Raw genomic sequence first — 14,500 nt, 5'->3', positions numbered from 1 at the left:
CGGTGTCCCTCCTCGGGTCGTCGTCGACCGCTCTCGAGCCCCACATTCGTTTGTTTTCGGCTGGCATGGGATGGTGTCTCTTCACTATCGTCGAATTCCCTCCTCGATCACGTCCGATGTGGACAACTGGTCGACGGAAGATCGATTTCCTCGGACGCTTCATAGTCTCGCAGGCAAGAGTTCTGTCAATAGTAAAATCTTTACGAAAATTCTTTAACGCGAGCGATAGTTTGTACCGTCATGCGCAGGTGGGTATATCCGTGAGTACGTTACAGCGTGACCCGCGACAGCGAGTCCAGATCCTCGACGACGACGGTCGAGTGTTAGACGACGCCGAGGTGCCGGATCTCTCCGAGGAGAAACTGGTCGAAATGTACGAGCAAATGCGCCTGGCACGGCACTTCGACGAGCGCGCGGTGAGCCTGCAGCGCCAGGGGCGGATGGGAACGTATCCGCCGCTGTCCGGTCAGGAAGGCGCTCAGGTCGGCAGCGCTCACGCTTTAGACGAAGCAGACTGGGTGTTCCCCAGCTATCGCGAACACGGCGTCGGGCTGGTTCGCGGACTCTCGCTCGAGCGGACCCTGTTGTACTGGATGGGTCACGAACGAGGGAACAAGATCCCCGACGACGCCAACATCTTCACGGTCGCGGTGCCAATCGCGACTCAGATTCCCCACGCGACGGGAGCCGCCTGGGCCTCGAAGCTCAAGGACGAAAAGAAGGCCTTCGTCTGTTACTTCGGTGACGGCGCTACCTCGGAAGGCGACTTCCACGAGGGGCTGAACTTCGCTGGCGTCTTCGATACGCCGAACGTGTTCTTCTGTAACAACAACCAGTGGGCGATCTCGGTGCCTCGAGAACGTCAGACGGCAAGCGAGACGTTGGCCCAGAAGGCGACGGCCTACGGGTTCGACGGCGTCCAGGTCGACGGGATGGACCCGCTTGCAGTGTACGACGTCACCCGCAAGGCCGTCGAGAAAGCGAAAGCTCCCGACGACGACGAACTCCGCCCGACGCTGATCGAGGCGGTCCAGTATCGCTTCGGTGCACACACGACGGCAGACGACCCCTCGGTCTACCGCGACGACGAGGAAGTCGAACGCTGGAAGCAGAAAGACCCGATCCCACGGATGGAGACGTTCCTTCGGAACCACGGTATAGTAGACGACGAGCGAGTCGACGCAATCGAGAGCCGGATCGAGTCGCAGGTCGCCGACGCGATCGACGAAGCCGAGGCGGTCGAACGGCCCGACCCCGAGGAGATCTTCGCACACGTTTACGAGGGGATGCCAAAACGGCTCCAGCGCCAACTCGAGTACTTCGAATCGATCCGCGAGACGCACGGCGACGACGCACTCCTGGAGGATTAACATGGCTACTGACGCACGAACGGAGGCCGACACCGAAGGATCGACCGAGAGTCTCACGCTCGTACAGGCGGTCCGCGACGGGCTCGAGACCGAGATGGAACGCGACGACGACGTCGTCGTCATGGGCGAAGACGTCGGCGAGAACGGTGGCGTCTTCCGCGCGACCGAAGGGCTATACGAGCAGTTCGGCGGCGACCGCGTCATCGACACGCCGCTCGCGGAGTCGGGAATCGTCGGCACGGCGGTCGGCATGGCCGCCTACGGGATGCGTCCCGTCGCGGAGATGCAGTTCCTCGGCTTTATCTACCCCGGGTTCGATCAGATCGTCTCTCACGCCGCACGCCTGCGGACTCGCTCCCGTGGCCGCTACACCTGTCCGCTGGTCGTCCGGGCACCCTATGGCGGCGGCATTCGTGCACCCGAACACCACTCTGAGTCCTCGGAAGCGATGTTCGTCCACCAGCCCGGACTCAAGGTCGTCGTTCCCTCGACGCCCTCCGACACGAAAGGGCTGTTGACGAGTGCGATCCGCTCACCCGATCCCGTCCTCTTTCTCGAGCCGAAACTCATCTACCGGGCGTTCCGCGAGGACGTTCCGTCCGGCTCCTACGAGGTCCCACTCGGCGAAGCGGCCGTCCGGCGCGAAGGATCGGACATCTCCGTGTTCACCTGGGGTGCGATGACTCGGCCGACGATCGAGGCCGCCGACGAACTCGAGGGCGAGATCGACGTCGAGGTCGTCGACCTGCGGACGCTTTCCCCGCTGGACGAGGAGACGATCGTCGAGTCGTTCGAGAAGACCGGCCGCGCGGCCGTCGTCCACGAGGCACCGAAAACCGGCGGCCTGGCCGCCGAGATCACGACGACGCTACAAGAGCAGGCACTGCTCTACCAGGAGGCACCGGTCGAGCGCATCACCGGCTTCGACACGCCGTTCCCACTGTACGCGCTCGAGGACTACTACCTGCCGGAAGCCGCCCGCATCGAGACGGGCATCCGAGAAGCGATGGGATTCTAACATGGTCCGAGAATTCAAGCTTCCCGACGTCGGCGAAGGAGTCGCCGAGGGCGAACTGGTCTCGTGGCTCGTCGAAGAAGGCGACACCGTCAGCGAGGACCAACCGGTCGCGGAGGTCGAGACCGACAAGGCCCTCGTGGAGGTACCTGCACCGGTCACCGGGACCGTTCAGGACCGTCACTACGAGGAAGGCGACGTGATCCCGGTCGGCGACGTCTTCATCACCTTCGAGGTAGAGGGCGAGGACGACGCCGAGGCTGCGGCTGACACCGGCGAGGAAGCGACGGCCGAGACGGAGGCCGACCCCGCCGGCAGCCCCGGCGCGACCGGCGGCGACACCGACGAAGTCGCGACGCCGACCGACCGCGTCTTCGCGCCGCCACGCGTCCGCCGACTGGCCCGCGAAGAGAGCGTCGACCTCACCACACTCGAGGGGTCGGGTCCGGGCGGCCGGATCACTGCAGCGGACGTCGGGGCAGCCGCCGGTACCGCACCGGAGCCCGAACAGGCCGAATCGACGGCCTCGAGTGGCACTGAAGCCGGGGCTGGAGCGACCGAAACCGCCGCGAGTGCGACCTCGAGCACTGGTGGCGCTGCGACGACCGGGGCCTCTCAGGCACCCCAGTCCGTCGAATCGGCCGACCGCGACCGCACCCTCGCTGCACCTGCGACCCGGCGAATCGCCGAAGAGGAAGGCGTCGACATCGACGCGGTCCCGGCGAGCGAACAGCGCGACGGCGAACCGTTCGTCACGCCCGAGGCTGTCCGCAAGTACGCCCAGGCACAGCAGCAGGCCCAGGAAGCCGACCGACAGGCTGTCGAGGCCGGCGAACCGGTCGGGCAGAAGAGCGCCGATTTCGAACCCGGCGAGCGCGAGCGTCGCGAGCCGTTCCGTGGCGTGCGCAAGACCATCGCCGACGCGATGGTCGAGTCCAAGTACAGCGCACCCCACGTCACCCACCACGACGAGGTCGACGTGACCGAACTCGTCGAAACCCGCGAAGAACTCAAACCGCGGGCCGAGGAGAAGGGCATCCACCTGACCTACATGCCCTTTATCACGAAGGCCGTCGTCGCCGCACTGAAGGAGTTCCCCGAGATGAACGCGGTGATCGACGAGGAAAACGAGGAGATCGTCTACCGCGACTACTACAACGTCGGCGTCGCCACCGCGACCGATGTCGGACTGATGGTGCCGGTGCTCGAAAACGCCGACGGCAAGGGACTGCTCCAGATCTCCTCGGAGATGAACGAACTCGTCGAGAAGGCCCGCGAACGCTCGATCGCACCCGACGAACTGCAGGGATCGACGTTCACGATCACCAACATCGGCGGCATCGGTGGCGAGTACGCGACGCCGATCCTGAACTACCCCGAGTCGGGCATCCTCGCAGTCGGCGAGATCAAGCGCAAGCCCCGCGTCATCGAGACAGACGGCGAGGAACGGATCGAACCGCGTTCCGTGATGACACTGTCGCTATCCTTCGACCACCGGCTGATCGACGGTGCCGTCGGCGCACAGTTTACGAACAAGGTACTCGAGTACCTCGAGAACCCGAACCTACTACTGCTGGAGTAACCGAGATACCCTATGACACGACAACCCAACCCGACGGAGGGAGCGTAAATGGTCGTTGGAGATGTCACCACCGGAACGGACGTACTGGTCGTCGGTGCTGGACCTGCCGGCTACGTCGCCGCGATCCGGGCCGGACAGCTCGACCTGGACGTAACGCTCGTCGAAAAAGACGCCTACGGCGGCACCTGCCTGAACTACGGCTGTATCCCCTCGAAGGCACTGATTACGGCAACAGACATCGCCCACGAGGCCCGCCACGCCGAAGAGATGGGTATCCACGCCGACCCCGCAGTCGACATGGCGGGACTGATCGGCTGGAAAGACGACGTCGTCGACCAACTCACCGGCGGCGTCGAAAAACTCTGCAAGGCAAACCAGGTGAACCTACTCGAGGGCACCGCCACCTTCGCCGACGAGAACACCGCCCGTATTTCACACAGCGGCGACGGCCAGGGTTCCGAAACCCTCGAGTTCGAACACGCCATCGTTGCCACCGGCTCGCGCCCCATCGAGATTCCGAACTTCTCGTACGACGACGAACCCGTGTTGAGTTCGAAAGACGCACTCGACCTCGAGTCCGTCCCCGAGTCGCTGGTCGTCGTCGGGGCCGGCTACATCGGCATGGAACTGGCGAGCGTCTTCGCCAAACTCGGCACCGACGTCACCGTCGTCGAGATGCTCGACTCGATCCTGCCGGGCTACGACGACGACCTCAAACGGCCGGTCAAGCAACGCGCCGACGACCTCGGTATCGAGTTCGAGTTCGGCTACACCGCCTCAGAATGGAACGAAAACGGCGACGACATCCGCGTCACCGCCGAACCAGCAAAGCAGGCTGCCACCGACGGCGGTGCCGAAGCCGTCGAGGCCGACGCCCTCGAACTCGACGCCGAGAAGGTACTGGTCGCCGTCGGTCGACAGCCAGTCTCGGACACGCTCGGACTCGAGGAGGCCGGCGTCGAGACCGACGACAACGGCTTCATCGAAACTGACTCGCGTGCGCGCACGAGCGTCGACCACATTTTCGCCGTCGGCGATGTCGCGGGCGAACCGATGCTCGCTCACAAGGGCAGTGCCGAAGGACAGGTTGCTGCCGAGGTCATCGCCGGCGAGCCGGCCGCGAGCGACCACCAAGCCATGCCCGCGGTCGTCTTTACCGATCCCGAAATCGCGACCGTCGGCATGACCAAATCCGAAGCCGAGGACGCTGGATTCGAAACGGTAACCGGCGAGTTTCCGCTGCGAGCCAGCGGGCGTGCACTCACGATGGATGAACCCGACGGCTTCGTCAAAATCGTCGCCGAAAAAGAGGGGGGATACGTCCTCGGCGCCGGCATTGTCGCTCCCGAAGCCTCCGAACTGGTCGCCGAACTCGGCCTCGCGATCGAACTCGGTGCGACCCTCGAGGACGTCGCCTCGACCGTCCACGCCCACCCGACGCTGTCGGAGTCGGTCATGGAAGCCGCCGAGAACGCGCTCGGCCACGCGATCCACACGCTGAATCGGTGACCGCACCACCGTTGCTGGTTTCACTCGAAACGTCGCGAGTGAGAGCTAGCCTTGACCGGTCGCCAGACCCTCGTGGCGACACACAGCTTGACCAGCAACTCGCCCACTAACAAAGACTACGATTGGCAGCAATTACGCGACCAGGTGAGAGAAGAAGGCGTAAGGGCGCCAACCAAGCCTCGTGAGGTCTATCACACCGATCACCTGCACAACGCCCTGACCGATGAGGCTCCCCGGCCAGAGAGCGTCTGTCTGGGACCGTTTTCTCGGTGAGCAATCGTACGCCCGGCGACGCCGTGCGTGCGCGAAACTGGTACCATGCATTCCGTGAAATCGTTCTGCTGTGTGCCATAACATCAAGCGTGCCCTCAAATAGTACTCCGCCAAGCGTCGACTGCTGAGTGAACCCAGACGACCGCATTCGGTTTCACTCATCCGTTCAGGCTTGCCAAAGCACTAGTACCGTCCCAACCGTCGACTGACGGGTCGAATCGGGCCACACCGCCAGATTCGACCCATCAGTTCAGGCTTGGACCGCCACTAGCTACTGCATGCGTTAGTTCCGACCGTCAAGCAACCCGAATCGCAACAACAGATCTATCCACCCTCACTGAACGTACAGCGAATACGCGATTATCACGAACCCCGCAAGAACCAGCACGCTCTCAAGCAAGACTCCCATCACGAGCGACACCCCCAGTATCTCGTAGAGCAGCCCCGCAAAGACGAGTCCAAGTGTCACGAGGCCGAACCCAAGAGTGAGGAAACCGAGTGCCCGCTGTCTCGTCCGTCGGTACGCTTTGAAAGCAAAATAGGTAATGAGACTACCGACCGCGAGCACGAGCGTCTTGACCAGCGCCAGCGCCAGCGCCAGCGCAACCTCCAACGTCGCCGTCTCGTAGGGACTCATGTTTCCTTTCGCACCTCTGACCACAGCTCGGCGAGCCGCTCGTCTGCCGTCCGGGACGGCCGCTCGATCTGGACGGCTAGATCGCGGTTCTCGTCCAGCGACAGCGTGATATCTTCGAACGCAACCGCGTACTTGCTCGCATGATGGCCGTCACGGCGAATCTCCGTCGTCTCCTCGAGCAGCGTCGAATCCGTCAGCAACTCGAGCTTCCGATACAAGGTCGACTGCGGGATGTCACACTCCTTCGTAAGCTCCGAGGCCGTCATGGGCTCTTCGAGATTCCGGATGATTTCTCGACAGTCGGGATCGTCCAGCGCGGAGCAAATATCCTCCGCCGACGGTGCCGACTCCGAAGTGATCGGGTCCCGGACCATTCGTACGTCCCTTGCGACGCACGTGGTTTATCGGCATCGATGCGGTTTCGCTACCTGGGCCACAACTGGTATGTATACGAATCCGTTCGGCCGATCGAACGCCGTCTTTCCCCGCTGACCGAGCGGACCGAACGCTTCTTGACCGTCCGCACTCGAGTGCGAACGCGCGGGTCTCATCCGGTCCGACTGCGTCTGCAAGGGCGGGATGACTGGCCGGCCTCCGCCCGCGCGATATCTCGATTCTCGAGCGATGTCACCGACTCGATAGTGGATACGTCGTGGAAATGCGGGAAAGCAGTGACGTGGTATCGAGTTTCGAACCGCAACTCGTTCGACGGGCTTATATATGCACTCGCTATTTCGTATGAACGCGAACGACGTGGCACATTCGCCACGTTCCCTCCGGCCTGATGGCACGGAGGTAGGCATGACATCCAACTCCCGTTCGATCACGTCTGGGGGCGTTGCCGTGAACCACGGTCTGGTTCCGAACCAATGCCTTTATACGTTCCAGGGCGTTCAGTTGAGATCGTGAACTGTCGCGCCGGATGCGAATTCCGGCTCGATGACGATCCGACGCCCTTAAGTACATACGTGGTGTTGGATGTGAACACGAACGCTTCGGCGAGGCCGACTGGCTTCGTCGACCCGGACGGTCAGGGTTCGAAGGGGTTAAGTACCCCTCGAGACCTAGGATATCGTCCGAAGGAGATGAGGATTCCACCCCTGCGGTCTTCCGTACAGATGGGATCTGATGTTAGCCTCGACAGTTCGGTGACGCCCGATCGGTCTTCGATTGGTGTCATCGAACGTGGACAATAGAGTGTGACACCCTTGTCACCGCCAATACCTCCCCGACACGTGTCGGGGAAAAGAGCATTCCGGTTGATCCTGCCGGAGGCCATTGCTATTGGAGTCCGATTTAGCCATGCTAGTTGCACGGGTTAGACCCGTAGCAGATAGCTCAGTAACACGTGGCCAAACTACCCTACAGAGCGGGATAACCTCGGGAAACTGAGGCTAATCCTGCATACGGCTCTCATGCTGGAAGTGCAGAGAGCTCGAAACGCTCCGGCGCTGTAGGATGTGGCTGCGGCCGATTAGGTAGACGGTGGGGTAACGGCCCACCGTGCCAGTAATCGGTACGGGTTGTGAGAGCAAGAGCCCGGAGACGGTATCTGAGACAAGATACCGGGCCCTACGGGGCGCAGCAGGCGCGAAACCTTTACACTGCACGACAGTGCGATAGGGGGACTCCAAGTGCGAGGGCATATAGTCCTCGCTTTTCACGACCGTAAGGAGGTCGCAGAATAAGGGCTGGGCAAGACCGGTGCCAGCCGCCGCGGTAATACCGGCAGCCCAAGTGATGGCCGCTCTTATTGGGCCTAAAGCGTCCGTAGCTGGCCACGCAAGTCCGTCGGGAAATCTCCTCGCTCAACGAGGAGGCGTCCGGTGGAAACTGTGTGGCTTGGGACCGGAAGACCTGCGGGGTACGTCCGGGGTAGGAGTGAAATCCTGTAATCCTGGACGGACCACCGGTGGCGAAAGCGCCGCAGGAAGACGGATCCGACGGTGAGGGACGAAAGCTCGGGTCACGAACCGGATTAGATACCCGGGTAGTCCGAGCTGTAAACGATGTCTGCTAGGTGTGACACAGGCTACGAGCCTGTGTTGTGCCGCAGGGAAGCCGTGAAGCAGACCGCCTGGGAAGTACGTCCGCAAGGATGAAACTTAAAGGAATTGGCGGGGGAGCACTACAACCGGAGGAGCCTGCGGTTTAATTGGACTCAACGCCGGACATCTCACCAGCATCGACAGTAGCAATGAACGTCAGTGTGATGAGCTTACTGGAGCTACTGAGAGGAGGTGCATGGCCGCCGTCAGCTCGTACCGTGAGGCGTCCTGTTAAGTCAGGCAACGAGCGAGACCCGCACTCCTAATTGCCAGCAACACCCTTGTGGTGGTTGGGTACATTAGGAGGACTGCCAGTGCCAAACTGGAGGAAGGAACGGGCAACGGTAGGTCAGTATGCCCCGAATGTGCTGGGCGACACGCGGGCTACAATGGCCGAGACAGTGGGACCCTACCCCGAGAGGGGACGGTAATCTCCGAAACTCGGTCGTAGTTCGGATTGCAGGCTGAAACTCGCCTGCATGAAGCTGGATTCGGTAGTAATCGCCGTTCAGAAGACGGCGGTGAATACGTCCCTGCTCCTTGCACACACCGCCCGTCAAAGCACCCGAGTGGGGTCCGGATGAGGCCGCCTTCCGGCGGTCGAATCTGGGCTCCGCAAGGGGGCTTAAGTCGTAACAAGGTAGCCGTAGGGGAATCTGCGGCTGGATCACCTCCACAGACCGGGACTGGGGCGTCGCCCCAGCCCACAAGTCGTGACCTTTTGGGTCACGCAGTCCGCGTTCGATCGACCCATCGTCGGCCGATCGGGCACCTTTGAACTGTCGAGGCTACCACCTAGTTCCCTCTCGCGGTCGAAGCCGCGAGAGGGGTGGGCCCATAGCTCAGTGGGAGAGTGCCTCCTTTGCAAGGAGGATGCCCTGGGTTCGAATCCCAGTGGGTCCATGACTCGGAGTGAATCGCCAATCGTGTCCCTTAAGTGGGAGACGACACTCGATTCAATCCGACCGCAACCGATGCACCACCCCGTGCAAACGCGGGTGGGAAGGGTTAATGCACGCTGCAGTCGACAGCGATGCAGATGAGACCGTGTGTACGTGTAGTCCAGGCGTCCACTGGATCCGTTCCCGGGTCACTCTACGTGGCATCTTCGGATGTCACGCCGATCCGATGAACGTGGCTACTGTGCCAGCTGGTGGATCGCTCGGCTTGAGAGCTGAAGAAGGACGTGCCAAGCTGCGAAAAGCCTGTGGGACCCGCACGGAGGGAAAGAACACAGGATTTCCGAATGGGAATCCCCACCGCAATTGCTTCGCGCAATGGGGAACGCCGAGAACTGAAACATCTCAGTACCGGCAGGAAAAGAAGACGTAATGTGATGTCGTTAGTAATGGCGAATAAACGCGATACAGTCCAAACCGAAGCCTTCGGGCAATGTGGTGTTCGGACTGACGATCACTTCCCGGCCATCGACACGAAGTCTCTTGGAACAGAGCACGAGACAGGGTGACAGTCCCGTACTGTCGATTAGTAAGGAACGAGTCAGCTCCAGAGTAGCGGGGATTGGAAATTCCTCGTGAATGTCCCAGGCATCGACTGGGAAGACTAAACACTCCTCAAGACCGATAGCGAACAAGTAGCGTGAGCGAACGCTGAAAAGCACCCCAAGAAGGGAGGTGCAATAGGGCGTGAAATCAGTTGGCGATAGAGCGACGGGGCACGAAAGGTCCTGACAGAAACGACCGTAGCGCGAGCTACCAGTAGAAGCGTCAGGAAGCCGGTGTTCCGTCGTACGTTTTGAAAAACGAACCAGGGAGTGTGTCTGATTGGCGAGTCTAACCCGATTATCGGGGAAGGCGAAGGGAAACCGACATGGCCGCAGCCGTTAGGTGAGGGCCGCCGTGTTCAAGCGCGGGGAGTCAATCGGACACGACCCGAAACCGGATGATCTAGGCGTGGGCAGGGTGAAGCGTGCCGAAAGGCACGTGGAGGCCCGATAGCGTTGGTGTCCTACAATACCCTCGCGTGACCTACGTCTAGGGGTGAAAGGCCCATCGAATCCGGAAACAGCTGGTTCCGACCGAAACATGTCGAAGCATGACCTCTGCCGAGGTAGTTCGTGGGGTAGAGCGACGGATTGGGGGACCGCACTCCGAGAGGAGTGCGCCCCCCTGTCCAACTCCGAACCTACGAACGCCGTTCGACGCAGGGAGTCCGGTGCGCGGGGTAAGCCTGTGTACCGTGAGGGAGACAACCCAGAGCTGGGTTAAGGTCCCCAAGTGTGGACTAAGTGCGATCGAAGGTGGTCCCGAGCCCTAGACAGCCGGGAGGTGAGCTTAGAAGCAGCTACCCTCTAAGAAAAGCGTAACAGCTTACCGGCCGAGGTTCGGGGCGCCCAAAATGATCGGGGCTCAAGTCCACCACCGAGACCTAGCCGTGCCTGTTAGAAGGCAATCGCGTAGGTCGGCGTTCTGTTCGGGTGGAAGCACGGCTGAGAAGTCGTGTGGACCGTTCAGTAACGATAATCCTGGTCATAGTAGCAGCGTTAGTCGGGTGAGAACCTCGACGACCGAACGAGTAAGGGTTCCTCAGCAATGCTGATCAGCTGAGGGTTAGCCGGTCCTAAGTCGTACCGTAGATCGAATGCGACAACAGGGAAACAGGTTAATATTCCTGTGCCAGTGTGCACTCAAAGCCGACGCTTTGGGGCCGCCTGAGCTGGGCTTTCGCCCAGTCGAACTGTCAAAGTTCGTGGAAGCCGTAATGGCAGGAAGCGAGCGAACGGCAGGATAGCGTAAGTCAGGTCAACCTAGAGCCCGTGAAAAGGCAAGCACACTGTCCGTACCGAGATCCGACACAGGTACTCGTGGCGGCGAAAGCCAAGGTCTGTCGGGAATAACCGACGTTAGGGAATTCGGCAAGTTAGTCCCGTACGTTCGCAATAAGGGATGCCTGCCCTCGACGGGGCAGGTCGCAGTGACTCGGGCGCTCCGACTGTCTAGTAACAACATAGGTGACCGCAAATCCGCAAGGACTCGTACGGTCACTGAATCCTGCCCAGTGCGGGTATCTGAACACCCAGTACAATGGGACGAAGGACCCGTTAACGGCGGGGGTAACTATGACCCTCTTAAGGTAGCGTAGTACCTTGCCGCTTCAGTAGCGGCTTGCATGAATGGATAAACGAGAGCGCCACTGTCCCAACGTTGGGCCCGGTGAACTGTACGTTCCAGTGCGGAGTCTGGAGACCCCCAAGGGGAAGCGAAGACCCTATAGAGCTTTACTGCAGGCTGTCACTGAGACGTGGTCGCCATTGTGCAGCATAGGTAGGAGGCGGTACACAGGTACCCGCGCTAGCGGGCCACCGAGCCAGCATTGAAATACTACCCGATGGTGACTGCGACTCTCACTCCTGGCGGAGGACACTGGTAGCCGGGCAGTTTGACTGGGGCGGTACGCGCTTGAAAAGATATCGAGCGCGCCCCAAGATTTCCTCACCCGAGTCGGAGACTCGGGATAGAGCGCAAGAGCATACGGAAGTCTGACAGTGTCCGGCACAACGACGGACGCTGACGCGAAAGCGTGGTCTAGCGAACCAATTAGGCTGCTTGATGCGGCCAATTGCTGACAGAAAAGCTACCTTAGGGATAACAGAGTCGTCACCCGCAAGAGCACATATCGACCGGGTGGCTTGCTACCTCGATGTCGGTTCCCTCCATCCTGCCCGTGCAGAAGCGGGCAAGGGTGAGGTTGTTCGCCTATTAAAGGAGGTCGTGAGCTGGGTTTAGACCGTCGTGAGACAGGTCGGCTGCTATCTATTGGGGGTGTTAATTGGTTCCTGACGGGAACGTGCGTATAGTACGAGAGGAACTACGCATGGGTGCCACTGGTGTACCGGTTGTTCGAGAGAGCACGTGCCGGGCAGCCACGCGCCACGGGGTAAGAGCTGAACGCATCTAAGCTCGAAACCCACCTGGAAACGAGGAACCACGGAGGCCACTCGTAGAAGACGAGATCGATAGACTCGGGGTGTACGCGTCGAGGCGACGAGACGTTGAGCCTGCGAGCACTAATCGGCCGAGCCACCACTCATAACTTATCGCATTGGATCTGTGACCCGGGAACGGGTCCAGACGCAAACTGGACTACACGTACAGACGGTTTCGCCTGACCGACCTTGGTATGGTCGCGGTTCGATTCCGCGAGTCGGCGTTAGGCGGCCAGAGCGGCGGGGTTCCTCCCGTACCCATCCCGAACACGGAAGATAAGCCCGCCCGCGTATCGGCAACTACTGGAGTGGGAGACCCTCTGGGAACGTCGATTCGCCGCCCCACTCATACTGTAGATATCGGTTCGAGAGCCACGGGTACCGTCGAGGTGCCCGTGGCTTTTTTCATTCTGCTGAGTGGTAACACTACAACGCTCTTGTGTAGCACTTTGTTGATCTCATAGCGTCGCTTTGATAGCGTGTTTGAGCGCTTCTCTCCCTGGTTTCCGCAGTAGCTTTCGTCGAAGTTGGAACGCTCGGAGATACTGTGTGAGCTTGTCTTTTGAGATGCCTCGATGAGGCGAGAGCCACGGTCGCAGCAGCGATCCGTGGCTCTCGCAGGTGTTGACGTGTACGTTTTCGTTGGCGTATTCGCCGTCGCCGTGGACGACGTATTCGCGGTCGAATGCGTCGTCCTCGGCCAGTGGATCGTAGGCACGAAATCCGTCAGTGTAGACGGTCAGTGGCTCCTTCTGACGGTTTTCGAGAAGGAGCCGAATCGTCGATTCGTCGGCTGATTTCGCTGGGATCACGTATCGGTCGCCGGTGCCACGATCGACGATCGTAAACACCGGCGGTTTGTCCTGCTCGTACGTTCCTCGCCCACGCGTGGACAGGCCACGCGAGCGCGACTCTTGGTCGCGCTCGCGGCCTTTCAGCCCTGCAGAAACGTAGACTTCATCGATTTCGACCGGTCCGACAAGGTCAAGCGAAGGTGCATCAAGCGCCTTCGTGAAGCGCTCGACGCGCTGATATATCGTTTTGTACTGGACGTCGATCTCTATCTGAAGTTGACGAAGACTCGTGTTAAACCGGAGAAACGCGTAAATCGAGAACAGCCACTTTCTGAGTGCGACTTTCGAATGGGCGAAGATTGTGCCGGTCTTGTCGCTGAACGTGCGGTCGCAATTCTTACAGAGATAGCGCTGAAAGTGCCCATAGCTGCCGTTCTTGACCGTCAGGTCAGAACGGCAGCGAGGGCAAGTAACACCGTTACGCCAGCGAACCTGCTCTAACAGGTCCGCTGCGACCGATTCCGACCCAAACACATCTAGCGGGATCATGCCTAACGGACACCGCTGACGCGGTGTCCTTGCTCTCTTCGATTCTACAGCGACAGCTGAGCAGTATCAACAATCTCCTACAGAAGAGCGTCAACTGGGAACATAGTCGGGTGATGCTGACGCATCACCCTTGCCCGCTACGCTTTCACAGCGCCAGCTCTGTTCGACCAACAATCTGCTTCCGAAGAGCGACCTATCGGATGTACAAAGGCCGCGAGCGGGAACTGGAATTCCCGCTCGCGGTCGCTGTATCATATCACGCCGGAGATCGCGGGAAAAGCGGCGAAGTCGTTCGAGGCTATGTGGCGTGCGATCTGGCCGATCGCACGCCGAAACAAGTCGAACGGCTCTATCGGAAACGGTCAGCGATCGAAACGAGCTACCGTGTATTTCGCCAAGCACGAGTGGTAACGACGACACAAGACCCAATCATCCGCTTCGCGTTCGTCCTGGTTGGATTCCTGTTGGAGAACCTCTGGCTCGTGCTTCGATGGGCGGTCGTCGCCCGCCCCCAGCGGGGCGGGCGCGACCTGCCCGAGGAATTCACGTTCAAGACGTTCTCTGACTGGATCAGACATGCATTAGAGGAAGAGCTAGAGCGGAGTTGGGAGATCGAGATGAACGGAACAGGTGTGCCAGAAGCATACGCGCCGGCCGCGGGCTGACGCCAGCCCGCGGCCTTGGGCAAGCTCTTGGTGAGCAACAGCATTCGCCTAGAACAGCGTATCTCAGCCTTCTTACTTCACTTCTCCTCATCCGTGGATTCTATTTCCTGTT

7 protein-coding genes, 1 tRNA gene, 3 rRNA genes and 2 pseudogenes are annotated in these 14,500 nt (G+C 60.4%); 10 read left to right on the top strand and 3 right to left on the bottom strand.

Annotated elements, in window-relative coordinates; genetic code table 11:
- The first annotated feature begins 260 nt into the window (after window positions 1-260).
- The 5 genes and pseudogenes from pdhA to NATGR_RS20170 all read left to right on the top strand — a co-directional run.
- Complete coding sequence (gene pdhA / locus NATGR_RS06570) at window positions 261-1,370, top strand: pyruvate dehydrogenase (acetyl-transferring) E1 component subunit alpha (protein WP_005577207.1); 1,110 nt, start codon at window positions 261-263, stop codon at window positions 1,368-1,370.
- Between the two features lies 1 nt (window position 1,371).
- Window positions 1,372-2,388 carry an alpha-ketoacid dehydrogenase subunit beta gene (locus NATGR_RS06565; protein WP_005577209.1) on the top strand — a complete coding sequence of 339 codons (1,017 nt, stop codon included), beginning with the start codon at window positions 1,372-1,374 and terminating at the stop codon, window positions 2,386-2,388.
- 1 nt (window position 2,389) lies between these two features.
- Window positions 2,390-3,967: a dihydrolipoamide acetyltransferase family protein gene (locus tag NATGR_RS06560; protein ID WP_005577210.1), complete on the top strand. Its 1,578-nt coding sequence runs from the start codon at window positions 2,390-2,392 to the stop codon at window positions 3,965-3,967.
- Between the two features lie 48 nt (window positions 3,968-4,015).
- Complete coding sequence (lpdA, locus tag NATGR_RS06555; RefSeq protein ID WP_005577212.1) at window positions 4,016-5,476, top strand: dihydrolipoyl dehydrogenase; 1,461 nt, start codon at window positions 4,016-4,018, stop codon at window positions 5,474-5,476.
- Between the two features lie 81 nt (window positions 5,477-5,557).
- Window positions 5,558-5,877: pseudogene (locus NATGR_RS20170) on the top strand (hypothetical protein); the annotation flags it as partial.
- A gap of 206 nt (window positions 5,878-6,083) precedes the next feature.
- Here NATGR_RS20170 and NATGR_RS06545 read toward each other — a convergent pair.
- Both NATGR_RS06545 and NATGR_RS06540 read right to left on the bottom strand, forming a co-directional pair.
- A complete protein-coding gene (locus NATGR_RS06545; protein WP_005577217.1) occupies window positions 6,084-6,386 on the bottom strand; it encodes a DUF7521 family protein in 303 nt (100 codons plus the stop codon).
- The gene (locus NATGR_RS06540) at window positions 6,383-6,760 is read right to left on the bottom strand and encodes a winged helix-turn-helix domain-containing protein (protein ID WP_005577218.1); all 378 of its coding nucleotides are present in this window, start codon (window positions 6,758-6,760) and stop codon (window positions 6,383-6,385) included. The genes NATGR_RS06545 and NATGR_RS06540 overlap by 4 nt, the downstream gene beginning before the upstream one ends.
- Before the next feature lie 878 nt (window positions 6,761-7,638).
- On the opposite strand from NATGR_RS06540, the gene NATGR_RS06535 reads away from it, so the two are divergent.
- The 4 genes from NATGR_RS06535 (at window position 7,639) to rrf (ending at window position 12,726) form a co-directional block, all read left to right on the top strand.
- Window positions 7,639-9,110, top strand: a 16S ribosomal RNA gene (locus NATGR_RS06535).
- Window positions 9,111-9,265: 155 nt separating this feature from the next.
- Window positions 9,266-9,337, top strand: a tRNA-Ala gene (locus NATGR_RS06530).
- A gap of 226 nt (window positions 9,338-9,563) precedes the next feature.
- Window positions 9,564-12,486 (top strand): 23S ribosomal RNA (locus NATGR_RS06525).
- A 118-nt stretch (window positions 12,487-12,604) separates the two neighbouring features.
- A 5S ribosomal RNA gene (gene rrf / locus NATGR_RS06520) occupies window positions 12,605-12,726 on the top strand.
- Together the 16S, 23S and 5S rRNA genes with 1 tRNA gene alongside form the textbook arrangement of a ribosomal RNA operon.
- Window positions 12,727-12,838: 112 nt before the next feature.
- Here the strand turns inward: rrf and NATGR_RS06515 are convergent.
- Window positions 12,839-13,723, bottom strand: a complete 885-nt coding sequence (locus NATGR_RS06515; RefSeq protein ID WP_015233405.1) for an IS1595 family transposase — start codon at window positions 13,721-13,723, stop codon at window positions 12,839-12,841.
- 185 nt (window positions 13,724-13,908) lie between these two features.
- Between NATGR_RS06515 and NATGR_RS06510 the strand changes: the two are divergent.
- A pseudogene (locus tag NATGR_RS06510) lies at window positions 13,909-14,388 on the top strand (ISH3 family transposase); the annotation flags it as partial.
- Window positions 14,389-14,500: the final 112 nt, after the last annotated feature.

Source organism: Natronobacterium gregoryi SP2, from assembly GCF_000230715.2.
Taxonomy (GTDB): Archaea; Halobacteriota; Halobacteria; order Halobacteriales; family Natrialbaceae; genus Natronobacterium; species Natronobacterium gregoryi.
Note: the sequence above shows the minus strand (reverse complement) of the source record. Positions and strands in the feature narration are given on the sequence as shown.